This window comes from Microcystis ichthyoblabe FBCC-A1114 (assembly GCF_050500245.1).
Taxonomy (GTDB): Bacteria; Cyanobacteriota; Cyanobacteriia; order Cyanobacteriales; family Microcystaceae; genus Microcystis; species Microcystis ichthyoblabe_A.
The window spans coordinates 454,504-481,170 of record NZ_CP191408.1; the positions used below are offsets into that span (position 1 = coordinate 454,504).

15 protein-coding genes and 1 tRNA gene are annotated in these 26,667 nt (G+C 41.8%); 12 read left to right on the plus strand and 4 right to left on the minus strand.

What is annotated here, in order from left to right:
- Positions 1-626 precede the first annotated feature (626 nt).
- The 10 genes from ACQY1Y_RS02185 (at position 627) to ACQY1Y_RS02230 (ending at position 17,530) form a co-directional block, all read left to right on the plus strand.
- Positions 627-9,428 carry an SDR family NAD(P)-dependent oxidoreductase gene (locus ACQY1Y_RS02185; RefSeq protein WP_430013877.1) on the plus strand — a complete coding sequence of 2,934 codons (8,802 nt, stop codon included), beginning with the start codon at positions 627-629 and terminating at the stop codon, positions 9,426-9,428.
- A gap of 14 nt (positions 9,429-9,442) precedes the next feature.
- Positions 9,443-10,759 (plus strand): aminotransferase class I/II-fold pyridoxal phosphate-dependent enzyme, encoded by a 1,317-nt coding sequence (locus ACQY1Y_RS02190; protein WP_016517172.1) that lies wholly within the window; start codon positions 9,443-9,445, stop codon positions 10,757-10,759.
- 97 nt (positions 10,760-10,856) lie between these two features.
- Positions 10,857-11,975 (plus strand): amidinotransferase, encoded by a 1,119-nt coding sequence (locus ACQY1Y_RS02195; protein WP_430013878.1) that lies wholly within the window; start codon positions 10,857-10,859, stop codon positions 11,973-11,975.
- 10 nt (positions 11,976-11,985) lie between these two features.
- Entirely contained in the window at positions 11,986-12,651 is a 666-nt protein-coding gene (locus tag ACQY1Y_RS02200; RefSeq protein WP_430013879.1) for a GAP family protein, read from the plus strand.
- A gap of 92 nt (positions 12,652-12,743) precedes the next feature.
- Positions 12,744-13,340, plus strand: coding sequence for a TetR/AcrR family transcriptional regulator (locus ACQY1Y_RS02205; protein WP_430013880.1), 597 nt, complete (start codon positions 12,744-12,746; stop codon positions 13,338-13,340).
- A complete protein-coding gene (locus ACQY1Y_RS02210) occupies positions 13,330-14,637 on the plus strand; it encodes an ABC exporter membrane fusion protein (protein WP_430013881.1) in 1,308 nt (435 codons plus the stop codon). The genes ACQY1Y_RS02205 and ACQY1Y_RS02210 overlap by 11 nt, the downstream gene beginning before the upstream one ends.
- A gap of 22 nt (positions 14,638-14,659) precedes the next feature.
- Complete coding sequence (gene devC / locus ACQY1Y_RS02215; RefSeq protein ID WP_016517167.1) at positions 14,660-15,823, plus strand: ABC transporter permease DevC; 1,164 nt, start codon at positions 14,660-14,662, stop codon at positions 15,821-15,823.
- Between the two features lie 20 nt (positions 15,824-15,843).
- Complete coding sequence (locus tag ACQY1Y_RS02220) at positions 15,844-16,551, plus strand: DevA family ABC transporter ATP-binding protein (RefSeq protein ID WP_125732551.1); 708 nt, start codon at positions 15,844-15,846, stop codon at positions 16,549-16,551.
- Positions 16,552-16,612: 61 nt separating this feature from the next.
- Positions 16,613-16,704: transfer RNA gene (locus tag ACQY1Y_RS02225), tRNA-Ser, on the plus strand.
- A 19-nt stretch (positions 16,705-16,723) separates the two neighbouring features.
- Positions 16,724-17,530, plus strand: coding sequence for a radical SAM protein (locus tag ACQY1Y_RS02230; protein ID WP_430013882.1), 807 nt, complete (start codon positions 16,724-16,726; stop codon positions 17,528-17,530).
- On the opposite strand, the gene mrdA is transcribed toward ACQY1Y_RS02230, so the two are convergent.
- Both mrdA and ACQY1Y_RS02240 read right to left on the minus strand, forming a co-directional pair.
- Positions 17,527-19,401, minus strand: a complete 1,875-nt coding sequence (gene mrdA, locus ACQY1Y_RS02235) for a penicillin-binding protein 2 (protein WP_430013883.1) — start codon at positions 19,399-19,401, stop codon at positions 17,527-17,529. The two genes, ACQY1Y_RS02230 and mrdA, sit on opposite strands and share 4 nt — an antisense overlap.
- A gap of 597 nt (positions 19,402-19,998) precedes the next feature.
- Entirely contained in the window at positions 19,999-21,108 is a 1,110-nt protein-coding gene (locus ACQY1Y_RS02240; RefSeq protein ID WP_190538150.1) for an S-(hydroxymethyl)glutathione dehydrogenase/class III alcohol dehydrogenase, read from the minus strand.
- Between the two features lie 83 nt (positions 21,109-21,191).
- Between ACQY1Y_RS02240 and ACQY1Y_RS02245 the strand changes: the two genes are divergently transcribed.
- The gene (locus ACQY1Y_RS02245) at positions 21,192-24,830 is read left to right on the plus strand and encodes a tetratricopeptide repeat protein (RefSeq protein ID WP_430013884.1); all 3,639 of its coding nucleotides are present in this window, start codon (positions 21,192-21,194) and stop codon (positions 24,828-24,830) included.
- A gap of 226 nt (positions 24,831-25,056) precedes the next feature.
- Here the strand turns inward: ACQY1Y_RS02245 and ACQY1Y_RS02250 are convergent, their stop codons facing one another.
- Both ACQY1Y_RS02250 and ACQY1Y_RS02255 read right to left on the minus strand, forming a co-directional pair.
- Positions 25,057-25,407 carry a hypothetical protein gene (locus ACQY1Y_RS02250; RefSeq protein WP_002749954.1) on the minus strand — a complete coding sequence of 117 codons (351 nt, stop codon included), beginning with the start codon at positions 25,405-25,407 and terminating at the stop codon, positions 25,057-25,059.
- Positions 25,408-25,716 (minus strand): hypothetical protein, encoded by a 309-nt coding sequence (locus ACQY1Y_RS02255; RefSeq protein ID WP_008198070.1) that lies wholly within the window; start codon positions 25,714-25,716, stop codon positions 25,408-25,410.
- Positions 25,717-26,028: 312 nt separating this feature from the next.
- Between ACQY1Y_RS02255 and ACQY1Y_RS02260 the strand changes: the two genes are divergently transcribed.
- Positions 26,029-26,526 (plus strand): DUF29 domain-containing protein, encoded by a 498-nt coding sequence (locus ACQY1Y_RS02260; RefSeq protein WP_002798842.1) that lies wholly within the window; start codon positions 26,029-26,031, stop codon positions 26,524-26,526.
- Positions 26,527-26,667 lie beyond the last annotated feature (141 nt).

A 26,667-nucleotide genomic window follows, 5' to 3' on the forward strand; every position in this document is an offset into this window, starting at 1 on the left:
CACACCCTGCCCCCAAGAAAAACTTTTTGCCGCAAACCCTAATTATCACTGTTTACTGATCACTGAAAAAGCTGACGGCTGACGGCTCAGATGTGTAATTAATTGTGCTTAGAACCTTATGACCGAAGCGATTCGCGCCCCTGGGAAAGAAAGGCAGTGCTTCTCCTTCTCTGCTGTCCCAAGAGAGTCCTTCCACAGAGTCAATGCCACTGGCGGCTTGACACCTCTCCTGAACGGTTACAAAATTACTACTGGACTTGACAATTAAATAATTAAATTTTGTTTAACTGAGTATTTTTACTTAGGGTAAGCCGCTAAGATAAAAATAGGAGCGGTAAAAATAAAAAACAGTAAGCAGTCTTTATTGAGTTTAGGTAAAGTGAACCCAGAGGAGGGATAGGGTAATCGCATAAAAAGACCTCTTGACAGATACAGCTTGGACTCAACCATTGACCATGCAAACGTTTCAGACTTTTGCTTTGTAACGAAACAGTCATAAACCTGACGTAAGCAATACTAAAGCAAATATTCGGTCAAAACCCAAAACCCTGTATCAGCAAAACTTTTTGCCATTCTCAATTGTCAGGTTATGTTGAAGTGCGTGCGATTGCCCTGTAATTAGTTTTATGTTAAAAGAACTTCAGAAATCAGTTGTAGAGGAAAAAATGCTTTGTTTATCTGTAGAATCAAAATCTAAAGGCGAAATTTTTCAGGACATTTCTACTTTTGTAGATATCTTGAACCATAGAGCATTGCAGCAAGCCGAGCAAACAGCTTATATCTTTTTGGCTAATGGAGAAACAGAAACCGCCAGACTGACTTATCAGCAATTAGAGCAAAAAGCAAAAGCTTTGGCGGCTCAACTTCAGTTACAAATGTCTCCGGGAGAAAGAGCTTTATTGCTCTATCCATCGGAGGAAGAATTTATCATTGCTTTCTTTGCCTGTTTATACGCGGGTGTTATTGCCGTTCCCGTTTATCCTCCCCGACGTAATCAAAAGCTCTCTCGACTACAAGCAATAACTAAAGATGCCCAAGCCAAACTGGCCTTAACTACTACATCCTTATTAAATACTATTGAGGAAAAATTTTCGAGTGACCCTGAGTTAATAACAGTACCTTGCCTAGCTACTAATAACATCCCGGATAAGCAAGCAGAAAACTGGCAAAAACCGAATCTTTCTTTAGAGGACATAGCTTTCCTACAATATACTTCTGGTTCCACAGGTATGCCTAAGGGAGTTATGGTTAGTCATAAAAATTTACTTTATAATGAAAAACTGATTGCTTCTGCCTTTGGACATACAAGCGAAACTATTGGTGTAGGATGGTTGCCACTATTCCATGATATGGGACTAATTGGTAACGTATTACAACCAGTGTACGTCGGATTTCCTTGTGTGATTATGCCCCCAGAAGCATTTATCCAAAAACCGCTCCGATGGTTACAGGCTATTTCTCGCTACAACGCTACCAGTAGTGGCGGTCCTAATTTTGCTTACGAATTATGTGCTGATAAAATTAAACCTCAAGAGCGAGAAAATCTGGATTTAAGTTGTTGGGATGTAGCTTTTACTGGGGCCGAACCTGTTCGAGCGGCTACCTTAGAAAAATTTGCTAATACTTTCGCTGATTATGGTTTTAAGAGAGAGGCATTTTATCCTTGTTATGGGATGGCTGAAACTACTCTATTTGTATCGGGGGGAATTAAAAGCCAATCTCCTGTGATTGAAGCAGTTGATAAATTAGCTCTTTTAGAAAATAGTGCCGTTACTATTAACTCTCAACACCCGAATGCTCAATTATTAGTTGGTTGTGGTCACGCTTGGTTATCAGAAAAAATTGTAATTGTAAATCCTGAATCTTTAACTGAATGTCGAGATGGGGAAATAGGAGAAATTTGGGTATCTAGTGACAGTGTAGCTCAGGGTTATTGGAATCGACCCGAACAGACAGCAGAAACTTTCAAAGCTTATTTAGCTGATACCCAGGTTAGACCATTTCTGCGGACAGGAGATTTAGGATTTTTACTGGCTGGTGAGTTATTTATCACAGGAAGACTCAAGGATTTAATTATTGTTCAGGGACGTAATCATTATCCTCAAGATATTGAATCCACCGTCGAAAAAAGTCACCCAGGATTGCGGCAAGGGTGTGGAGCAGTATTTTCAGTGGAAATTGCTGGTCAAGAAAGGCTAGTAGTTGTTCAAGAAGTCGAACGAAGCTATCTGCGTAAATTAGACTCACCAGCGGTAATTGAGCAAATTATTCGCTCTGTTGCCGAAGAACATCAACTAGATGTTTATGCCGTGGCACTGCTGAAAACAGCAAGTATTCCCAAGACATCTAGTGGCAAGATTCAACGTCAAGCTTGCCGAGCTAGTTTTCTAGCAGGAACTCTTAATGTGATTGGCGATTGGAGTAAGAATCCTGAACATAAGAATGGATTTAAGCAGCTTAAATCAGATATTAACTCTCTGCTAAAACAAGTCAAAAGTTATCAGGTTGTTGAAGAATTCTCTGAGGTCAGTCAGAATCAAATTGTGTCCGATACTCAAGAATCAATTGAAGAGTGGCTAATTAAAAAAGTGGCAGAGATCTTGCAAATAGCACCAGAAAAAATAGATATTCAACAAGACTTAGCAAGTTATGGACTGAGTTCTTTAGCGGCAGTAAGTCTTTCGGGAGAGCTTGAGCAATGGCTGGGGAAAAGTGTATCTCCTATGCTGGTTTATGAATATCCTAGCATTCATGCGGTTGCTCACTATTTAGCCCTAAATGGATTAAGTTCTGAAGCTCTAGCTACAACTTCATCCACAGTCGCTCAAAAAACCTCATCACAACCTCAAAATGAGCCGATCGCTATTATCGGTATTGGCTGTCGTTTTCCTCAAGCTAAATCTCCAGACGCATTCTGGCAACTATTACGCCAAGGAGGGGATGCAATAACAGAATTATCTTCTCAAAGATGGAATCATCAAGAACTGGGCAATTTAAACCCCATAAATGGTGGATTTTTAGATAATGTTTATGATTTTGATCCTCAATTTTTTGGCATCTCACCTCGGGAAGCAGTGGAAATGGATCCCCAGCAAAGACTTCTCTTAGAAGTTAGTTGGGAAGCTCTCGAAAATGCTTGTATTGCCCCCGAAACTTTAGCAGGGAGTCAAACAGGTGTATTTGTTGGCATCAGTAGTGATGATCATGCTCGCTTGTTATCTAAAGATAATGAGTCTATAGGCACTTACTATGGCACGGGTAACGCTTTTTGTGTGGCGGCTAATCGTTTATCTTATTTTCTAGATTTCCATGGGCCTAGTTTAGCTATAGATACGGCCTGTTCTTCCTCGTTAGTTGCTGTCCACGAAGCTTGTAAGAGCTTAACAGATGGGGAATGTCATCTCGCATTAGCAGCCGGGGTAAATTTGCTGCTATCTCCCCAATTAACTATTAATTTCTCAAAAGCAGGGATGTTAGCCGCTGATGGTCGCTGTAAAACCTTTGATGAACGTGCTAATGGCTATGTAAGGGGCGAAGGTTGTGGGGTGGTTATCCTCAAACGCCTAGAGAAGGCTATTCAAGACGGCGATCGCATTTATGCAATTATTCGCGGTTCAGCAGTTAACCAAGATGGTCACAGTAATGGACTAACTGCACCCAATAAACAAGCTCAACAAGCTGTTATTAAAAAAGCCTTAGCCAAAGCTCAGGTAAGCGCCAAAGATATTAGCTACGTGGAAGCTCATGGTACAGGTACATCTTTAGGGGATCCGATTGAGCTTAATGCTCTCAAAGAAGTATTAATGGAGGATCGTCAATTAGATCAGCCCTGTTGGATCGGCTCTGTAAAAACTAATATTGGTCATCTCGAAGCAGCCGCAGGAATTGCCGCACTGATTAAAGTTTGCCTCGCTTTACAAAATCGTGAAATTCCTCCTCACCTTCATTTGCAAAAACTCAATCCTTATATTTCTCTAGAAGGAACTTCCTTATCTATTCCTACTCAATTACAGCCTTGGAAAAAGGGTAAAAAAGGGCGATTAGCTGGGGTATCTTCTTTTGGTTTTGGTGGCACTAATGCTCATGTTATTTTAGAAGAATTTGTTCCAGAAACCTTGGAGCAAGAGCAAAATAAACCATCTCTTGCTATCTTGACTATTACCGCTAAAACTAAGTCATCTTTGCGAGAATTAGTATCAAGTTATCACAATTATCTTCAAGCAAATCCGCAAATCAACTTACAAGACTTTTGCTTTAGTGCTGATGTGGGGCGCTCGCATTTTCATCATTGTTTAGCTATTCAAACTGAGTCTTTAACTCAATTACAATCCCAGTTAGAGGCTATTATTGAGGGCAAAGAAGCTGGGGGAATTTTGACCGGTGAACTATCGCACCAGAAGCACCAGAAAATTGCGTTTCTTTTTACAGGTCAGGGGTCACAATATATCAATATGGCCCGGGAACTTTATGAGACTCAACCTACTTTCCGTAGAACCCTTGAACACTGTCAAGAGATTCTTAGTATCTATTTAGACAAACCTTTGCTATCTATTCTCTATCCTCAAGAGGGAGAGAACTCACCCATAGATGAAACAGCTTACACCCAACCCGCCTTATTTGCCATAGAATACGCACTCGCTCAATTATGGAAATCTTGGGGTATTGAACCTAGTGCAGTTATGGGTCATAGTGTAGGAGAATATGTGGCCGCTTGTATTGCCGGGGTGTTCAGTCTTGAAGATGGGTTAAAACTCATCGCTTATCGAGGTCGTTTAATGCAAGCATTACCGTCTAACGGTAAAATGGTAGCAGTTACTGCCGACGAAGAAACTGTCAGACGTGCCATTATTTCTTATGAAAAACAGGTTTCTATCGCTGCTATTAATGGGCCATCTAGCATTGTTATTTCTGGGGACAGTCAAACCGTTGATGCAGTAGTCGCTAATTTAGATACCGAATGGGTGAAGACAAAAACCTTACAAGTTTCTCATGCTTTTCACTCACCTTTGATGGAGCCAATATTGACCGAGTTTGCCAAAATTGCCCGAGAAATCACCTACTCAAAACCAAATATTAGCTTAATTTCTAATGTCACTGGTAAAATAGCGACAGCCGAAATAGCTACGCCTTCTTATTGGGTAAATCATATTCGCCAGACCGTAGAGTTTGCCGCAGGAATGAATACACTAGCGAGCCACGGTTATGAGGTTTATCTAGAAATTGGTCCCCAACCCATTTTAATAGGAATGGGAAGTCATTGTATTCCAGAAGGCAAGGGAGTATGGTTGCCAAGTTTGCGATCTAGAAAATCAGATTGGCAACAAATGTTACAAAGTTTGGCAGAATTATATGTTAAAGGAACACCTGTAAATTGGACTGGATTTTCAAAAGATTATTCCTATCATCGTTTGAGTCTGCCAACTTATCAATTTAGCCGACAATTGTATTGCCATGGCAGTATATTGTCCGACTGCTCCACTACAAGAGTTGAGTCAACCAATGGTAAAGGACATATTTCTCACAACAATCCTCAGGGTACTCAGCAATTTGAGTTATACTCTAGCAATGGCAATGGACATCTTCATCCTTTAATAGGAAAACGGTTACATTTGCCACTAAAACCAATTATCTTTGAATCTCAAATCAGTCAAGATTGTCCCAATTATATTCAACACCATCAGATTCAAGCAACCACTATTTTCCCTGCTACTGCTTACTTAGAAATGGCTCTTGTCGCTGGGATCAATGTTTTTAAATCCGACTCAATCAGCCTAGAAGATGTGAAGATTGAGCATCCCTTATTTTTCGAGGGTAATCAAGTCAAAGACATCGAGTTAATTCTGACTCCTCAAGATTCCCAGACTTATACCTTTGAAATCTTTAGTCTTAATCCTGTTGGCGATTCTTGGACACTTCATACTTTGGGTAAAATTATCAAAGTAACAGATATTACTCAACCCAGTCCAGTCAACTTAGAAAACTTATCAATTGATTCTCTTGAATCCGTAAATGTTGAAGATTATTATCAACAATTACAACAACGAGGAATGGACTACGGAGCAAGTTTTCAAGCCATTACAGACCTGTGGCAGTATGAAGGAATGGCTCTCGGACAGATTCAGTTACCAGAATCCTTAGTTAATGAAGCTTGTAACTACAAATTACATCCCGTTTTACTGGATGCTAGTTTACAAGTATTAGGGGCGGCTTTATCAAGAGAAGACTCTGGCGATGCTTACCTACCTGTGGGTTTAAAGCAATATCAAGTCTATGGTTCTGTACCCCTTCATCTATGGAGTAGAGTTAAGTTAAATCAAGACTCTTCTGAGCCTTCCCAAACCATCACCGCAGATGTGGATTTATTTGATGACAGTGGGGTACTGCTTGCCGAAATTCAAGGATTATCAGTTAAGCGTATTAGTTCTCAAAAACTGGGGCAAGTTGTGCAAAAAGAGGAGACAGAAAACTGGTTATATGAAATAGTCTGGCGACCACAAAACCGTGATTTGAACTTACCTTTAACCGGAGCAGAAAATCTTGGCACTTGGTTACTGTTTACCAAGGGTGATGGAATGGGTTCATCTTTAGCTAATCAACTAACACAATTAGGTGAATATTGTATTCTCGTTTCTGTTGGCTCTCACTATCAAAAGCTAAACCCAGAAAGTTATACAGTTAATCCTCTTGTTACCGATGATTTTACCAAACTTTTCCAAGAGAGCTTAGAAAATAAACCTCCCTTAAAAGGAATAGTTCATTTATGGAGTTGTGAGAATAATTCATCTACAGATTTATCTCTAGAAGCCTTACAAAAGGCGCAAGAAATAGGCTGTGGTAGTGTCTTGTCTCTAGTTCAAGCTTTAACTCAAAAACGAGGTACAAATTTACCCCGTCTGTGGTTAGTTACTCAAGGTGCACAAACTTTAGATCCCTCAGACACATCCTTAGCTATTGAACAAGCGCCTTTATGGGGACTTGGCCGAACGATCGCCCTAGAACATCCAGAATTACAATGTGTATGTGTGGATCTAGAAGCATCATCAAATCCTAACCAATCCCTACTTTTAGCGGAAATATTAGCTCCTGACAGCGAAAATCAGGTTATTTATCGTCAAGAAATCCGTCATGTTTCTCGACTGGTGCGACATAGCGCTCAATCCCTAAATGTTGAGAATCAACTGGGAACTAAACCATTCCAAGTTAAAATATCAAACTATGGGATCTTAGAAAATCTGACCCTAGAACCCCTTGAACGTCGCCAACCAGGGCCACTTGAGGTAGAGATACAGGTCTATGCGGCTGGACTTAACTTCCGAGATGTTCTTAACGCGCTAGGACTTCTGAAAGAATATACCCAACAGTTAGGGATTTCTTCTGCTACTGAGATCCCCTTTGGTGGAGAATGTGCTGGTAAAATCGTCGCAGTAGGGGAAAAAGTTTCTCATTTCAAGGTTGGGGATGAAGTCATTGCCGCTATGGCCGTAGGTAGTTTGAGCAGTTTTGTCACCGTAAACGCTGCTTTTGTAGCAACTAAACCCGTTAATATGACTTTTGAAGAAGCTGCTACTCTTCCTATCGCCTTCTTGACAGCTTACTACGGATTACATCATCAAGCCAAAATTCAAGCGGGCGATCGCGTGTTAATCCATGCCGCCGCCGGTGGGGTAGGACAGGCCGCCGTTCAACTCGCTCAACAGGTAAAAGCAGAGATTTTCGCCACTGCTAGTGGGAGTAAGTCTCAATTCCTGAAATCTATAGGGGTAGAACAAGTAATGAACTCCCGCACCCTAGATTTTGCTGATCAGATCCTATCTCTTACCCAAAATAAAGGGGTTGACATCGTTTTCAACAGCTTAAATGGTGAATTTATTCCCAAGAGTCTTGACGTATTAAACACAAAAGGGCGATTTATTGAAATTGGCAAAATTGGGATTTGGGATGAAAACCAAGTCTTGCAAAAATGCCCCGAAGCTTCTTATCATCCCTTTGATCTATTAGAACTAGCCGAAAAAGACCCGAACTTAATCACACAAATGCTCAATCAATTGATGGAACATTTTCAACAACAAACTCTCAAACCTTTACCTTACAAAGTGTTCCCCATCGTGCAAGTAGTAGAAGCATTTCGATATATGGCACAGGCCAAACATATCGGTAAAGTTGTGATTTCTCTGCCAGTTTTAGAACAAGCGCAAACAATCCGTTCTGATAGCAGTTATTTAATTACGGGAGGTTTAGGAGCATTAGGGTTAAAAGTAGCTGATTGGATGGTTTCTCAAGGTGCTAAATACTTAGTTCTCACCGGACGAAGTGAACCAAATACAGAAGCTATCACATTGATTGAACAATGGAAACAGGCAGGAACTGAGGTAGTTATCATCAAGGCGGATGTTTCTAAACAAGAGGATGTTCAAAAATTATTCCAGAAAATTACAGCATCCTTACCCGTTATGCGTGGAATTGTTCATGCAGCAGGAGTGTTAGATGATGGACTCTTATCACAACTAGATTGGCCACGTTGTACCCGTGTTATGGCTCCCAAAATAACAGGAACATGGAATCTACATTGTTTTAGTTGGGATCTACCTTTAGATTTCTTTGTCTGTTTCTCGTCCATAGCCTCATTAATGGGTTCACCGGGTCAAGGTAACTATGCCGCAGCTAATGCGTTCATGGATGCTATAGCTCACTATCGCCGGAGTTTAGAACTACCCGGATTAAGTATTAACTGGGGTCCTTGGTCTGAAGGGGGAATGGCTACCCGTCTTGATAGTTATTCACAAGACCGTTTTGCTACTCAGGGACTGGATATGATTTCACCCCAACAAGGATTACAAATATTAGAGGAACTATTAGGGCAAAATGCCGGACAAGTCGCGGTTATGCCTGTCAACTGGTCTAAGTTTCTTAATAGTCATAAAGGAGCGAAACCTCCCTTATTCAAGGAATTAGCTTCCTCCCCAGAACAGGGAGATAAAATGCCACAAGTAAAACAAAATACGCTGGTCTGCCAATGGCAAAACTTGAATCCTGACTCACGCCTTGATTGGCTCATAAATTATCTTAAAAATGCTGTGGCGCAGATTTTCGGTTTGGAACTCTCTCAGATTAATATTGAGCAGCCTTTACAAGATATAGGTTTTGACTCTTTGATGGCTGTTGAATTGAAGAATCGGTTAAATACCGATTGGGAAGTTGAAATTCCTCTAGTGAAATTCATTGAGGGTGTTACTGTTACCAGTTTAGCCCTACTTCTGAATGAGCAAATCCTAGAAACTCACCAAATTTCTTCTGATAAACCATCAGCTAATTCCCAGAACTCTTTACCAACTCATTTTGACCATTCATCAGAACTGATGTTGAAACAGATAGATCAACTTAGTGATGAAGATGTTGATGCTCTACTCAGTTCGATGTTATCTAAATAGGAGACAAATTCACCATGGCTACAAATATTGATACTCTAAATCAACTTTCTTCCTCTCAAAAGCGTCATCTTTTGAGCCAACTCATCCGAGATAAATCAGCCTCACAAAAATCGGTAAAATCCCATGTATGGGGTAATAAAAAATTTCTTGAAGACTCTGAAGCCAGCGGATTTCTTTATGGAGGGATTCCGGTTATGGATGGGATGAGTGGCTCTCATATTAAACGGGATGGACGAGAACTGATTAACTTATCAGGGATTAATTTTCTGGGATTACAACAAGAACAGCATTTCATTGATATGTTTTGTGAAAATACCCGTCAATATGGATTAGCCACTGGGGGTTCTCGTCTTACTCAAGGAGTTTGCCGTCCTCATATTTTACTTGAACAAAAGATGAACGAAATATGGCAAAAAGAATATACCTTAACTTTTGGAACTGGGGCTTTAGCTAACATCGGTTTTATGAATGCCATGACCAGTTCTTTTGGATTTGATGAAACGGTAACAATAGATAACCATGATGTGGTCTTTGTATTGGATCGAGATTGTCACTGGAGTTTATGGAATCCCCTATCTGGACTAAAATTTGGTTCTCAGGTTTTCGCTTTCAAACATAATGATCCTTCCTCCCTTGAACAAGTTTTAAAAACGATTCAATCCCCTAAAATTGTTGTGGTTTTTGAAACGGTATATTCTTCGGATGGAAGCATTGCCCCTGTGGATCAATTACTTGATATATGTGAACGTTATGGGGCTTTATCTTATGTTGATGATGCCAATGGATTTATGATTTATGGTAATCCTAATCGACCTTTTTATAAGGAATATCAAACTTTAAAGAGAGCCACTTTTATTATGGTTTCTTTTTCTAAAGCAGTGGGAATTGAAGGCGGAGCAATCAGTGGACCCGAAGAATTTGTTAAATCTTTTGAGATTCTTTCAGGGACTTCATTATTCACGGCTACAATGCAGCCAGCAACAGCAGCGACTAATCTGGAAATTATCAACTACTTGGAAAGTCATCCGGAGATCATGGATAATTATCTCAAGCGTTGTTTACAACTGCGAGAAAATTTAATTGATTTAGGTTTTCATCTTAATGATACACCATCCTATATTACTTCAATTATTATTGGTGAGGATGAAGTAGCTGAACAAGTACGACGAGATTTACTGGAAATGGGGTATTGTATTCCTATATTCCGTTATCCTGCCGTAGAACGTGGCAAAGCTTTAATCCGATTAATGATCAATAATAAGCATACTGATGAGGATATTAATCTGTTTGTTGAAGCTCTCAAAAAAACCCGAGATCACTATCAATTTTAAAGCCGACAATATCCAACTTCTGTCAATTAAGTTACCATCACAAAACTGGAAAAAAAGGGTAACTTACCCGATTCACAAAACAAAAAGGAGAAAAATGATGATTGCCAATAATTTACAAGCAGAAAAATGCTCAACTCTTAACGCCACTGTCAACTCTTATAATGAATGGGATCCTTTAGAAGAGGTAATCGTTGGAAGTTTGGATAATGCGATGTTTCCCCCGAATCATCTTAGTGTTAACGCCACAATTCCTCAAAGTTTATCAAAAATATTGATGTTATTTGGTAGCCGACGTTATCCAAAATTTTTAATAGAAGAAGCCAGTAAGGATTTAGAACATTTCATCCATATTTTAGAATCTGAAGGAGTTACCGTCCGTCGTCCCGATGTTATGGATTTTAGCGTGACCTACAAAACCCCTGATTGGAAATCAAAAGGGTTATGTACTGCCTGTCCGCGAGATGGTTTGTTAGTATTGGGAGACGAAATTATTGAAACCCCGATGGCATGGCGTTCTCGATATTTTGAACTCCACGCTTACCAAACATTATTAATTGAATATTTTCAAAAAGGTGCACGATGGACTGCCGCACCTAAACCCAAGTTAACCGATCGACTCTATGATCGCAACTATCAGATACCTCAAGAAGGGGAACCGATTCGCTACGTAATCACGGAATGCGAACCTGTCTTTGATGCGGCGGATTTTATTCGCTGTGGTAAGGACATTTTTGTTACGAGAAGTAACGTGACAAATGAGATGGGAATTCAATGGCTAGAACGCCATGTTGGGGATAAATTTAATATTCATAGAGTCGAAAGTAAATGCCGACAACCAATGCACATTGATTCTAGTTTCATGCCTCTGGCTCCTGGAAAGTTATTAGTGAACCCAGATTATATTGATGTTGCTAAAATCCCAGACATTTTTAAATCTTGGGATATTCTCATTGCTCCTAAACCCGATATTGTCACAGGAGGTTTTTTCAATGCCAATGCTAGTATGTGTAGTTTATGGATTAGCATGAATGTATTAATGCTTGATGAAAAAAGGGTAATCATTGAAAAACATCAAGAAACGATGATTCGATTTCTCAAAGATCATGGATTTGAGCCAATTCCCTGCCCTTTCATGAATTACGCGCCTTTCGGTGGCTCTTTCCACTGCGCTACCTTGGATATCCGTCGTCGAGGGACACTACAATCCTATTTCTAGTCTTAATCCAATGCTTACCTTGACCATTTTGTGGCTGGCTTTTATTGATAGCATCAATCCCACCCCTATTGCCATCGCTATCCTGATATTTTTGTATCGGGGGACTGGGGGAGTTTCGGCTTACGTCTATGGTATTTTCTTGACTACTTTGGTTCAATCATTCGTTTTTTACTTCGGATTAAGTGAACTGCAAGAGATAATATCGAGACAACACCTATCTTCTGTTAACTGGGGCTGGCTGTTAATTCTTGTTGGAGGGATGGTCAGTGCTTATGGATTATATCGCTGGTGTCATAGAAAGGAAATTCCAAATCTAAGGAGGTGGGACTCTCTCCCCCCCTTAGATTACGCAAATCGACTCAAATTCTTGGCTTTTGGTAGCGCGACAACCCTCGCGGAGACACCAGGAGCATTCCTACTGATTCTGGCTATTATTGAAATCAGAAAACTAGCAACTCCTTTCGTGTTTTTACCATTTTACTTAGGTCTTTATGCTACGATTTATACCTTGCCTATTATCGCTTTAAATTTTGCAGCTATTTGGCAAGAAAGACGATTAAAAATTTGGCTGAGTCGACGAAAAAACTGGATCTATATCCGATTAAATATCCTACTCAGTTTATCTTTGCTTGCTCTTGGTGTTTTTTGTTTGGCACTCGGACTAGGACAGTTATAAGTACATTATGTTTGCTCAAAGCCTTATAACTGATGAGTTTATTTATAACGGATGTATGGTATAATTAAATCAGTAGTTGAGGAAGCCGAAGTATGCCCAAAGTCGTAGATCACCAGCAATACCGTAAGGAACTATTGAGCAAGAGCTTTAACCTGTTCGCACAAAAAGGTTATGCCACTGTCACCATGCGCCAAATTGCTCAAGAGCTTGGAGTTTCAACCGGCACACTTTACCACTACTTTCCGAGCAAGGAAGCTTTATTCTTACAGTTGGTTTTAGAGCAAACACAGGAAGATACTCTTAACTTTCAATCTGCGACGAAAGATACTGGTGCTTTGTCAGAGCGAATAGCTACACTGATGGAATTTGTAGACCACAATAAAGATTACTTTTGTCAACAAATTCTAATTTGGATTGATTTTTATCGAACAAAAGAGCCTCAAGAGTTTTTTGAAAATGAGATTTTAAAACAAGCTAACAAAAAAGTTCGAGAGGTTATTAGAGATTATTTACACTTAGAAGATCAAACAGTTGTTAATTTAGTTGTCAACCTACTTCACGGTTTACTTTTGGTAAGACTATTTGAGGGAGAAACCATATCTTTTTCTGAGCAGGGTATCTTACTCAAAAACATGATTACCAGTTATCTAGAGCAAAAACAAAACGGAAGAAATAGCTATGAAAAATGATTCATTATCCAAGCATTCTCATCCTTTACGCTGGATTTTAGCCATTGCTATTGCTGCTACAACTATCACCAGTGTGGGGGTAGTTTATCAAGTTTTCCCCCTCAGATGGAATAATTCATCGCCCTCTGAATCAAAAGCAACAACGCCCCCCATTACTAAAGTAGCAGCATTAGGAAGATTAGAACCGGAAAGTGAAGTTATCCGTCTAGATGCTCCCTTGCCTTTAGATGGCGATCGCGTAGAACAATTATTAGTTAAAGAAGGAGATAAAATAGTCACAGGACAAATAATTGCGATTTTAGATTCTCGTAACCGTTTACAATCAGTAGTTAAACAAAATCAAGAACAGTTAAAAGTAGTTCAAGCGCGTCTAGCTCAAGTTAAAGCAGGGGCAAAGGTTGGAGAGATTAATGCTCAAAAAGCGACGGTAGAAAAGGCTAAAGCTGATTTAGAGGGACAAACTAGAGAGCAAAAGGCAACTATAGCCAAACTACAAGCACAGTTACAGGGAGAAAAAGCCACACAAAAAGCGACAATTGCCCGTTTACAAGCAGAACTAGAAAATGCTAAAACTGAATGTCAACGTTATCAGATGTTATATCAAGATGGAGTCGTATCTAGTTCTGATTATGATAGTAAGTGTCTCAATCAAAAAACCCTGCAAGAAAGTCTCAAAGAAGCGCAAGCAGATCTACAACGTATTATTACCACTTATCAAGAACAGATCGCCGAAGCTCAAGCTAACTTAGAGCGTACTAAGGCAACAGGAATACAGCAAATTCAACAAGCAAAAGCTACCCTTAATCAAGTGGCTGAAGTTCGTCCAGTTGATCTACAAATAGCGCAAGCAGAAGTTGATAATGCTGTGGCTAATTTACAACAAGCACAAACGAACTTAAATCAAGTTTATATCAAGAGTCCTATTAACGGACAAATTCTCAAAATTCATACGCGAGTTGGCGAAAAAATTGGTGATTCTGGTTTGCTAGAACTAGCACAAACAAATGATATGGTGGCTGTAGCAGAGGTGTATCAAACTGATATTGATAAAGTGAAACTGGGACAACAAGCTGTCATTACTAGCCAAGCTTTTTCGGGTAAATTAAAGGGTACTGTCTCTCAAATTGGTTTACAAGTAAATCGGCAAAATGTCTTTAGTAGTCAACCAGGAGAAAATCTAGATCGCCGAGTCATAGAAGTCAAAATTCGTCTCAATTCTCAAGATAGTCAACGGGTAGCCAGCTTAACTAATTTGCAAGTACAAGTGGAAATACAAGTTGACAATCCTAATTCCTAAACCCTTAATATTGAGCCAGTATATGCCCAAGAAACTGTTCCGTAAAACTCCCTTAGCATGGCATCAGCTAATGAAGAAAAAAATTCGTCTTTTCGTCGCAATAGCAGGAATTGCCTTTGCTGATATTCTGATGTTTTTCCAACTAGGAATGTTAGATGCTTTGTTTGATGGATCCGCAAAATCTTATCAACTTTTACAAGGGGATCTAGTCTTAGTTAACTCTCAGTTTCAAACCCTATACATAGTTAAACAATTTCCCAGAGAGCGATTATTTCAAACCCTCGCCTATGAACAAGTTGAATCAGTGTTGCCTATCTATATGGGTTTTGCTCAATGGCGTAATCCTCAAACTGAGATTAATCGTACTATTTTAGTTTGGGGCATTGATCCAGTTAACCCACCTTTATCCTTAGTAGAACTTGAGGAAAATCAAACAAAATTAAAACTACTTAATCGGGTATTATTTGACCAAAGTTCTCGACCAGAATACGGACCAATTACTGATTTATTCAAACAGCAAGAAAATCTAGAAATCCAAGTTAATGATAAAACTGTAGAGGTAGTTGGTTTATTTAATATAGGAGCTTCCTTTGTAACTGACGGGAATGTCATTACCAGTGATTCAACTTTTCTTAACCTTTTTCCTGATAATAAACCTGAGCAAATATCTATGGGTCTTATTAAATTAAAACCGGGAGTAAATGTTCAAGAAATTCAAGCAAAAATTACAGCAAATTTACCCAAAGATGTAAAACTACTTACTCCATCTCAATTGGCACAAAATGAAATTCATTATTGGAGCACTCAAGGAATCGGCTTCATTTTTAGTTTAGGGGTGATAGTAGGATTTATTGTTGGTATTGTGATTGTTTATCAAATTCTTTATTCTGATGTGTCAGATCATCTACCAGAATACGCTACTATGAAAGCTATGGGTTACAGCGATCGCTACTTACTTGGTGTCTTAATGCAAGCTGCCTTATTATTAGCTATTTTGGGTTATATCTCCGGCTTTTTCCTGTCTTTAGGACTCTATCAAGTTGGTTCAAGTGCTACTCAATTACCAATTATGATGAAACTTGGACGCGCTGTAATGGTATTAATATTGACAATTACTATGTGTGCTGTTTCTGGAGTGATCGCCATGAATAAACTGCGTTCTGCTGACCCAGCGGATATTTTTTAGTTTCGAGGATAGTTACAACTATGGAAATGCTGCAAATTGAATCTGTAACTTCATTAGAACCTGTTATATCTATCAATTCTCTTAATCACTATTTTGGCGAAGGAAAACTGCGTAAACAGGTATTATTTGATATTAATCTTAATATTAATCTAGGAGAAATTGTCATCTTAACAGGTCCTTCCGGCTCCGGCAAAACTACCCTACTAACTCTGATGGGGGGGTTACGTTCCGCTCAAGAAGGGAGTCTCAAAATTTTGGGACAACAAATATATGGAGCAAGCAAAAACCAATTAACCCAGCTTCGTAAACAACTTGGCTATATTTTTCAAGCACATAATTTAATGAGTTTTCTGACTGCTAAACAAAATGTTCGCTTATCTCTGGAACTTCATGAAGAATTTCTTCATGAAGATTTAGACGCCAAAGCACAAGCGATCTTAGAAACAGTTGGCTTAGGAAACCGAGTCGATTATTACCCAGAAAATTTGTCTGGGGGACAGAAACAACGAGTGGCGATCGCTCGCGCCCTCGTCAGTCATCCCAAATTAGTCCTCGCTGATGAACCGACCGCGGCCTTAGATAAACAATCCGGGCGCAATGTGGTGGAAATCATGCAGAAATTGGCAAAAGAACAAGGTTGCACGATTTTACTTGTCACCCACGATAACCGGATTTTCGACATCGCCGATCGCATTGTCAATATGGAGGATGGTCGTTTAGGCGATTAACTGCCCAAAAATTACTTGCCAAAAATCGGCCTTTTATGTTAGACTAAAATAATGTCATCTTGGAGAGGTGGCAGAGTGGTCGAATGCGGCAGATTGCTAATCTGTTGTACGAATCGTAAGACCGTACCGAGGGTTCGAATCCCTCCCTCTCCGTCTTCTTTCGGTATTTTCGATGACTGCTCGCCAAGATTATTTCTGCTCCGTATATGGTCCGGTTGCCTCTTGGCGTTTCGGCAGTTCCTTGGGCATCGATCCGATTGGTTTAGTTTCTACCTGTTCCTTTAACTGTGCTTACTGTCAGTTAGGAGAAATTGAGCAAAAAACCGAGCAACGAAGAGTTTTTATCACCAGCGAACAAATTAGCAGCGATTTAAGTGCTTTTGCCCCCTGGGACGTGGATATAGTCACTCTCAGTGGTAGCGGGGAACCCACCCTCGCCCTCAATTTAGGGGAAATAATGGCCACCGTCAAGGAAATAACCGAGCGGCCGGTGGCGGTCTTAACCAATAGTACCCTTTTGGGAGATGCCCAAGTGCGTCAAGACTTGAGCAAAGCTGATATCGTCGCCGCTAAAATCGATGCTGTTTCCGAGGCCCAATGGCGACGGGTTAACCGTCCAGTCCCTGGCCTAGATTGGCAGATTCTTTGGTCGGGATTAAGACAATTTCGCCAAGAATGGTCGGGAAAACTAGCAATTCAAACCATGGTGCTGGCCTCTTGGTCGCCCCAAGAGCAAGACCGATACATCGATTTGATGCAACAGCTACAACCGGATGAAATTCAACTTAACACCCCGACCCGTCCCCGGGCCAGACAAAGACAACTGGAAACCCGCGGTAATAATCCCCTCACCGCTGCCGACGGAATGCAAATTCTCAAACCCGTAAACGCTGAAATATTGGCAATTTGGGCGGAAAAAATCGCCACGGCGACGGGAATTACCGTGCGCTGTGTGCCGCTTACCGCCACAGGTCTCTAAGGCTTCGGCCGAGGTTTTTCTTCTTTGGGTTTGACATTAAAATAAGCCTCCATTACCTGACGTACCATAGGTGCGGCCACTTTACCACCACCACCGCCGGAATGTTCCGCAAAGGCGACCACGACAATTTCGGGCTTATCAAAAGGCGCGAAAGCTCCAAACCAAGCGTGGGACTTGCCTGGAGGTGCTTCTGCTGTGCCGCTTTTGCCCGCTACAGGCGGTAAAGCGGGGTCCGATAGGGCCCGCCCCGTTCCTTCCGCTACCACGGCTCTCAGGGACTTTCTCAGGGTGTCTAGGGTGCTAGGTTTCATGTTCAAAGACTTGCGCCATTCCTTAACATCCCGGGCATCCTGTAAAAGGTGCGGTTTCACCAAAAAACCGCCGTTAGCGGGGACAGCAAACATCACAGCTACCTGTAGGGGAGTCGCTAGGGTAAATCCTTGACCGATCGACATATTAATCGTATCCCCTACGGACCAATCCCAGTTTTTAAAATTACGCAGTTTCCAATCGCGATCGGCAATTAACCCCGGAGTTTCTTCCGCTAATTCTATCCCGGTTTTCTGACCGAAACCGTAGCGCCGAGCCGTGGCAATTAAAGCCGGTCCCCCCACCCCGCGACCAATTTGACCGTGAAAAGTGTTACTACTCATGGCCATGGCCCGGACAAAACCGATCGGACCAAAACCAGCGTGATTCCATTCTCCAAAAGCTGTCCCCCCCACATAAAGGGCAGCAAAGGTATTTAAGACCGTATTGGGGGGAAATTTCCCCGATTCCATGCCAGCAGTGGCAGTGACGACTTTAAAGGTGGAAGCGGGGGGGAATCCTTGGAGAGCGCGGTTAACAAACGGGTTGCCCTCCGCTTGTAGTTTTTTCCAAGTGGCGGTGGTAATTGGGGCCGAGAAAACATTGGGATCAAAACTAGGATAACTGACCATGGCCCGCACGGAACCATCCCGGGGATCGATCGCCACGATCGCACCCTTGCGTTTTCCTAAAGCGGCCTCGGCGGCTTTTTGGAGTTTTAAATCTAGTGTCAGGGTGACATCTTGCCCCGGTTTAGCAATTTTTTGGCCGAGAATTTGGATTACTTGTCCCGATCCGTTGACCTCTAACTGCATTCCGCCCCATTCTCCCCGCAATTTTGACTCGTAGGCGGCTTCTACACCCATTTTACCGACGACATCTCCCAACCGGTAGCCCTGGGGTCTTTTGGCTTGATATTCCTCTGGGGTTAGTTCCCCGGTATAACCGAGAATATGCGCCCCGATTTTACCATTGGGGTAGTAGCGCACTGATTCCACGTCCACTTCAATGCCGGTTAATTCGTCTTTGTATTCCTCTAGGGCGATAATTTGGGCCGGAGTTAAACCCCTAGCGATGCGGATCAGGGTGGAGGGGTTTTCGTCCGCTTCGTTAATGCGTTTTTCTAGGTCGCTTCTGGGAATGCCTAAAATAGTGGCTAAACGGTCAAGATTGAGTTTTTGAGCGGGATTACGCTGGGATTTGGGCCAAATATAGGCTGCATGGGTTAAACGGGCCGTAGCCAAAACTTTGCCATTGCGATCGAATAAGTTGCCCCGGACCGGAGGTTTGGGAAGAATGCGAATCCGGTTATTTTCTGCCCTTTCTCGGTTAATTTGCCCTTGCTGCAGTTGTAAATAGGCCAATCGCGAGCCAACTCCTCCTAGCAGGACAAGGCTAATTAATCCCATAATTAGCCATGACTGACGCTGACGACCGACTAGACGCTCTTTATCTTTGATTTTATTCTGTAATTTATTCGGTGCTGGCCGCGTCGGCGAGGTGAGCGTTTTTTTCCGTTTCAGTTTGACTTTGGTTTTTGATAGGAGTCCGCTATTACGCATTTGCTTAAAGTTAAAAATTTAAAAGTTATTAGTCATCAGTTAGGGACTTGCGTGGGAATAATATCCCAGCCAGAAAATCGCTCTGTAGAAGAATTAGACCAGCCAGATGGCACATTATCAAAGCGCAAGTCCCTAACATCTCGAAGGCTCTCGCCCTACTTAGGGTGATCAGCAAACCTGATCGATCGGAGGGCGCAAGCTTTGCGCCCCTACAGTAACGGATTTTGTCCACAATGTAGGGGCGAACTGCGTTCGCCCAAAAGGTACATTATCAAAGCGCAAGTCCCTTATCAGATTTGAGTTCTAAGTGAGTAGTTTTAAATAGCACTTTCCTGATGTCTTTTCACTGTTTACTGTTCACTGAAAAAGACGCAATACTAGGTGATTTAGCTCCTCTCTTGACTAAAGTTCAGGGTATCTGCAATATATCTTAACAAAATAAGTGTAAATACTGGGAGTGGAAGGAACCACTCCAGACACAGAGGACACAAAGATTGATCGCTTCTATAGTAAGTTAAAGAGAGTCAGGAAACTGGCGCAGACATATAGTTAAGAGTTTGTCAAGTGTTTCTTAACTATATCTAACATTATCCCTGTTCAAAATGTAATCACACTGCGGATAGAATCCCCTTGGCGCATCAGGTCAAAGGCCTCGTTAATTCTTGCCAGGGGTAGAACATGGGTGATTAAATCATCGATGTTAATCTTGCCGTCCATGTACCAATCGACTATTTTTGGTACATCTGTACGACCCCTTGCCCCACCAAAAGCCGTACCTTTCCAGACGCGTCCGGTGACTAATTGAAAAGGACGGGTACTAATTTCCTGGCCGGCCCCGGCTACACCGATAATAGTGGCAACACCCCAACCTTTATGGCAACATTCCAAAGCTTGACGCATAATCTGGACATTGCCGATACACTCAAAACTATAATCGGCCCCACCTTTAGTTAAATCCACCAGATAGGCCACTAAATCCCCCTCGATTTCTTGGGGATTAACAAAATGAGTCATCCCGAATTTGGTCGCTAAAGCTTGTTTCTGGGGATTGATATCGACCCCGACAATCATATCGGCCCCCACCAAACGGGCCCCTTGAATAACGTTTAAACCGATACCTCCCAGACCAAAAACCACCACTTTTGCCCCCGGTTCCACTTTAGCGGTATTAATCACCGCACCGATACCTGTAGTGACTCCGCAGCCGATATAACAGACTTTTTCAAAGGGAGCATCCGGGCGAATCTTGGCTAGGGAAATCTCCGGCAGTACGGTATAGTTAGAAAAAGTCGAGGTTCCCATGTAGTGATAAAGCGGCTGACCATCGAGGGAAAAACGACTGGTTCCATCTGGCATTACTCCCCGACCTTGGGTAAGACGAATCGCTTGACAGAGATTGGTTTTAAAGCTGAGACAGTATTCGCACTGACGACATTCGGGAATGTATAGGGGAATAACATGATCCCCCACTTTTAGGCTAGTGACACCTTTTCCCACTTCTACCACGATTCCGGCCCCTTCATGGCCTAAAATTGAGGGAAATAAGCCTTCAGGATCGGCCCCAGAGAGGGTATAGGCATCGGTGTGACAAACTCCCGTGGCTTTGATTTCTACTAACACTTCCCCCGCTTGCGGTGCTGCTAATTTTACCGTTTCAATAGTTAGGGGTTTTCCCGCTTCTAGGGCAACTGCCGCTCGAACATCCATAGGCTCAAAGCAATAGGTTTTTTCCAGTATAATACCGTTAAACTGCTGAAGAGTTGTAATAGAACAATTCTCAACTTATCTCTATGTTAGTCCTCACCATCCGCGAAGAAGGAATTAACGATGGTGGCTTTACTGCTACTCTCAATTTTGATAGCGGTAACAGCTACCCAATTACGGTTACTGACCCCTTTACTAACCAAGAAGAAAAAGACCTAGAATGGTACTTTGAGGAATGGTTAGTATTTCCCACCCTAGACACGGATAAGGCGCAAAAAGCCGCCAACAGTGTCCAAAACTATGGCGAAAACCTATTTAAACAGGTTTTCCAGAGTAATTTAAATGCTTATGGGGAATATCGAGACTTGCGAAAGCAGTTAAGTCAACTGCAAATTATCATCGAAAGTCAGTCGCCAGAATTTCAAGCTTTACATTGGGAAGCGCTGAAAGATCCTGATTTACCGCGTCCTTTTTCTATAGATTGTATCATCTCCCGCCAGCGTCGAGGGGCTACAGTTGTCCCGGTGCAAATGGCCACTTATCCTACTATCAATCTTCTGGTGGTGATTGCGCGTCCTAATGAGGAATCTGATGTTAACTATCGCACGATTTCCCGTCCTTTACTAGAACTGGTAAATAGTAGTGAAATACCGGTAAAAATTGATATTTTGCGTCCCGGAACTTATGAATCACTAACCAGACATCTGGATGAGAAGGGAGAAGGATACTATCATGTTATTCATTTCGATGTTCATGGCGGATTGATGGAATATGAACAGTACCAAAGACAGGTTCACGGGGATTCTTGGCGCTATCAAAGGGGATGGGGACTGGAGGATTTAGCAGAATATGAGGGAGTAAAAGCTTTTCTGTTTCTGGAAGGAGAAGAAAAAGGTCAAGCGACTCCGGTAGAAGCGACGGAATTAGCGAATTTACTCACTGGGAAAAATATCCCTATTTGTATTCTCAATGCTTGTCAGTCAGCAAAGCAAATTTCCCAGGAATCAGAAGACTATCGGGAAACCAGTTTAGGAAGTCGTTTGATGACTGCGGGAATGCAAGCAGTGGTGGCGATGGGATATTCGGTGACGGTTTCTGCAGCTAAGTTGATGATGAAACCAATTTATCAGCAATTATTGAACGGAAAAGACCTAACGGAAGCGATGCGAAAAGGACGGTTAGAGTTATTCAATAATAAGCAACGCCGCGCCTATTATAATACGATAATAGATTTAGAAGATTGGTTATTACCGGTGATTTATTGTCGCGGTAAAATTAATCTCAATTTGCGTCCATTTACTCCAGAAGAGGAGGAAAAATACTGGGAACATATCGGCAATCAATATGTCTTTCCTTTACCAGAATACGGCTTTGTGGGAAGGGATTTAGAAATTCTCAAGATGGAAAAGGCGCTGCTGAAACATAATATCCTTTTACTCAAAGGAATGGGAGGGACAGGAAAAACTACTTTACTCAATTATCTACGAGAATGGTGGCAGAAAACCAACTGGGCGACCCATATTTTCTATTTTGGTTATGATAGAAAAGCTTGGACGTTAGAACAGATTGTCTATGAAATCGGTCAGGGAATTTATAATCGTTTTGAACAGGCGAGTTTCCAAGCGATGAACCTGAAAGCGCGGGTAAAGAAACTAGAACAAAAACTCCGCAGTGAGGCGTATATTCTCATTTTAGATAATCTGGAGTCGGTGACGGGACAACCGTTGGCAATTCAGAATACTTTACCGGAGAATGAAAGGGAAGAAATCGCCGAATTTCTCAAGAATTTGGTCGGGGGAAAGACGAAGGTGATTTTGGGTTCTCGCAGTGAGGAAACTTGGCTGCAACGCAGGACTTTTAAGGAGAATATCTATCAGTTACAAGGATTAGACCAAGAGTCGAGAACTGAATTAGCGGAGAGAATCTTAGAACGTCAGGCGAAGAGTCGGAAAAATGCGATTAAAAAGGATGATTATTTTAAACGCTTGATGAAGTTGTTGGCGGGGTATCCGTTGGCGATGGAAGTGGTATTAGCGAATCTGAAGCGACAGTCACCGGAGGAGATTTGGCAAGGGTTACAGTTGGCGGAATTAGCTGATGTGGGGGATGAGAATAAGACTAATAATATCATCAAATGTGTGGAATATTCCCACAGTAATTTGTCGGAGGAGGCGCAGAAGTTGTTACTGTGTTTAGCTCCTTTTAGTGGGTTTATTCACAGGGGTGTTATTCCTATTTATAGTCAACAACTACAGCAATTAGAACCTTTACAAGGCTATCAGTTTGATCAATTTGATGAAGCGATTGAAGAAGCGATTCATTGGGGTTTGCTTTCGCCGATGAGTGAAGAATTGCCGAGTTTATTGACTATCCAGCCCATTTTTCCCTACTTCCTGAAGACGAAGTTAAAGGAATTAGCACCAGAGACACAAGCAGCAATTTGGGAGGGTTTTAAGAATCATTACCGAGACTTGGCAGGTTATTATGGTAACTTACTAGATTCCAAAAATCCGCAAGAGAAGCAGTTAGGGATATTGTTCTGTCGCTGGGAGTATGAAAATCTGTTTAATGCGTTGCAAATCGCCCTCAATCAGCAAGAGAGCGTATTGACTATTATTAATTGCTTGCATAGTTATCTGAAGTTAACCCAAGATACTCAGACTAATTTAAAGCTCCTAGAGTTCGTTCTCGAAACTTTTGAAAACTATCCCCCTGAAGCCAAACAAGGGCAGGTGGTACTAGAAATCATTGCTATAATTGCCGATGCAGGAAGCAAATATTTACAAAGTAAAAATTATCAGAAAGCGAAAGAGATTTACCAAAAAAGCCTTGAATTACTCAAGCCAATTAGTGAAAGTTACAGTCAATCTAAGCAATCTTTCCAAGCCAGCACCCTGCACAATTTGGGAGCAGTAGCGCAAGAATTGAGGGAATGGGAGCAAGCCCGAAGCTACTACCAGCAATCCCTTGAGATCTTCATTGAATATGGGGATCGCTATGAGCAAGCCAAAACCCTGCACAATTTGGGAATCGTAGCGCAAGAATTGAGGGAATGGGAGCAAGCCCGAAGCTACTACCAGCAAGCTCTTGAGATCTTCATTGAATATGGGGATCGCTACGAGCAAGCCAGCACCCTGCACAATTTGGGAGCAGTAGCGCAAGAATTGAGGGAATGGGAGCAAGCCCGAAGCCACTACCAGCAAGCTATTGGGATCTGCATTGAATATGGCGATCGCTACTCCCAAGCCATCACCCTGCACTGTTTGGGAGTGGTAGCGCAAGAATTGAGGGAATGGGAGCAAGCCCGAAGCTACTACCAGCAAGCTATTGAAATCGATATTGAATATGGCGATCGCTACGAGCAAGCCAGCACCCTGCACCAGTTGGGAACGTTAGCGGAAGAATTGAGGGAATGGGAGCAAGCCAAAAGTTATTACCTGCAAGCTATTGAGATCAAGATTGAATATGGCGATCGCTACTCCCAAGCCAGCACCCTGCACAATTTGGGAAATGTAGCCAAAGCAGTTGGGGAATTGAGCCAAGCCAAAAGTTATTACCTGCAAGCCTTACAAATTTGGGCAGAATTTAACGATAGTTACATGATACAAACCTATTCTTTGCCTCGTCTTGTTGCTCTTTATCGGCAAACGCAAGATGAGGAGATTCTTGTCGGTATTGCTTCTGTTTTGGGGGTTGGGGTTGAGGAGGTGCGGGGTTTGGTCTAACTCCCCCCTAATACTAAATCTGGCTTTAAAAAGAGAGGGTGATGAGGTGATGGGGTGATGGGGTGATGATCCTCCCTCACTCCCTCACGAACCTGGCTTGTTGTTGCGCTTCAGCGCTAACTATTTCGGGCTTGCTGAAAAAGTAAGGGCGAAGTATTCGGATAGGAAATCTACGGTTTCAGCGATAGGTTATCGCCCGAATGCTTCGCCCCTACAATGTTGTGATCTACGGATGAGGTGTAATAGCGAGAATGGTGATTTCCCCCGAATGAGGTCCATAGCACCAGAAAATTCGATAGGCTCCCGGTGTATTCTGTTGGGCGTAGGCTTCAAAAACCTTCTGTGTTGAATCATAAGGGTTGTCGAGGGAATTAAATTCGTGGGTTTTTAGTCCCGGATGTCTTGGGTTTGTACTGAGGAGCTTGAGGGCTTTTGTTACCTGTTTGTAGAGACCCTCTTGTTTCGATGCTTTTGTCCTACCTTGAGCTAGGCGAGTCTTTTGAGCCTGTTCCGCTTCTGCTCGCAATTCAGATAGAGTATTTCGAGCTTCCTGTGTCTGTCGTAAAGAAAAACTCACCTACTCCTCGACCTCTTCAGGAATAGATGCAGCAAACTCAAGCATAGCGTCTAAATCGACGGGTTCTTCAGCTAAATTTCCCGTGCTGGCTTCCGCGAGCCCCCGTTTGAGCGACTCGCGGACACTAGGATTCTGAAATACCCATAGCTCTTGCTCTGGAATCGCCACCATGGGAACCAAAAGAAGTTCCCCGCTTGTATTCATCAGTATCCGATAGTGACGGTTGCTACATTGAGTCCCAAGGCTAATCCGTCCCCAAGCATCAGCCTGAATATCTTCTTTAATGAGCGAAAAATTCTGATACTCCATCACGTCTCCTCCTCTCTTCATATACTTATTCTAGATAAGTTACCCAATTTGGGCAATAGGGTTATGTCCATTTAGCTTCTCACTATCTAAAGAAAACAGGTTAAACTTGTTCGGGCTGGAGCCTTGACAACAAACCCAGTTTGTTGTTGCACTCTCTTCGCTAAATTCTCTCCCCTTTCCTTGTAGGATAGGGTTCAGGGGAGAGGTCAATAATTAAGAATCCAATGCGATCGCAATATCTGGTAATGATCAAGTATAATAATAAATATGAAGACCAAATTATTCATCTACCGTTAACTTAATCAAAGCCAAATGAACTTATTAAAACAATCGGACATTCAAGAAAATCCCACAACACTTTACGAACAAGATCTTCAGTTGTGGATTGAGCAAACTATTCATCAATTACAGAATCGACAGTTTGAACAACTGGATATAGAAAACTTAATTGAGGAGTTAAAAGATTTGGGTAAGTCAGAGAAACGCGCCTTAGAGAGCAACTTAATGGTCTTGTTGATTCACTTACTCAAATTAAAGATACAGCATGATGCTCCTGAGACAATGAAAGCAAGTTGGTATAATTCAGTAGATGAGCATCGCCAGCGCGTTCAAGATGATTTACTTAAGACTCCCTCTCTTAAATCTTATCTCTTAATCTCCATCACACAAGCCTATTCCAGCGCTCGTAAAGTCGCCATCAAACAGGGTAAACGCGCTCAATTTGGTATTCGTATTCCCCAAGAAAGTGAGTATCCCCTCGCTTGTCCTTTCACACCTGAACAGATTCTAAATGAGGACTTTTACGGATAAAAACGAAAGTAAACATTATCAATAATAAAACCATGAAACCAGAATAAGTACCTAAGCAAAATTAATTACACATATCTAACCACCTCTTGCCTCTTGCCTATCTTCACTAGGAAATTAATTTTGCACGACTACTTATCAACC

What these genes read in the sequence shown, in the direction of transcription:
- ACQY1Y_RS02185 (WP_430013877.1), top strand. Translation starts at nt 627, where the DNA reads ATGTTAAAAGAACTTCAGAAATCAGTTGTAGAGGAAAAAATGCTTTGT.
- ACQY1Y_RS02190 (WP_016517172.1), top strand. Translation starts at nt 9,443, where the DNA reads ATGGCTACAAATATTGATACTCTAAATCAACTTTCTTCCTCTCAAAAG.
- ACQY1Y_RS02195 (WP_430013878.1), top strand. Translation starts at nt 10,857, where the DNA reads ATGATTGCCAATAATTTACAAGCAGAAAAATGCTCAACTCTTAACGCC.
- ACQY1Y_RS02200 (WP_430013879.1), top strand. Translation starts at nt 11,986, where the DNA reads ATGCTTACCTTGACCATTTTGTGGCTGGCTTTTATTGATAGCATCAAT.
- ACQY1Y_RS02205 (WP_430013880.1), top strand. Translation starts at nt 12,744, where the DNA reads ATGCCCAAAGTCGTAGATCACCAGCAATACCGTAAGGAACTATTGAGC.
- ACQY1Y_RS02210 (WP_430013881.1), top strand. Translation starts at nt 13,330, where the DNA reads ATGAAAAATGATTCATTATCCAAGCATTCTCATCCTTTACGCTGGATT.
- devC (WP_016517167.1), top strand. Translation starts at nt 14,660, where the DNA reads ATGCCCAAGAAACTGTTCCGTAAAACTCCCTTAGCATGGCATCAGCTA.
- ACQY1Y_RS02220 (WP_125732551.1), top strand. Translation starts at nt 15,844, where the DNA reads ATGGAAATGCTGCAAATTGAATCTGTAACTTCATTAGAACCTGTTATA.
- ACQY1Y_RS02230 (WP_430013882.1), top strand. Translation starts at nt 16,724, where the DNA reads ATGACTGCTCGCCAAGATTATTTCTGCTCCGTATATGGTCCGGTTGCC.
- mrdA (WP_430013883.1), bottom strand. Translation starts at nt 19,401, where the DNA reads ATGCGTAATAGCGGACTCCTATCAAAAACCAAAGTCAAACTGAAACGG.
- ACQY1Y_RS02240 (WP_190538150.1), bottom strand. Translation starts at nt 21,108, where the DNA reads ATGGATGTTCGAGCGGCAGTTGCCCTAGAAGCGGGAAAACCCCTAACT.
- ACQY1Y_RS02245 (WP_430013884.1), top strand. Translation starts at nt 21,192, where the DNA reads ATGTTAGTCCTCACCATCCGCGAAGAAGGAATTAACGATGGTGGCTTT.
- ACQY1Y_RS02255 (WP_008198070.1), bottom strand. Translation starts at nt 25,716, where the DNA reads ATGGAGTATCAGAATTTTTCGCTCATTAAAGAAGATATTCAGGCTGAT.
- ACQY1Y_RS02260 (WP_002798842.1), top strand. Translation starts at nt 26,029, where the DNA reads ATGAACTTATTAAAACAATCGGACATTCAAGAAAATCCCACAACACTT.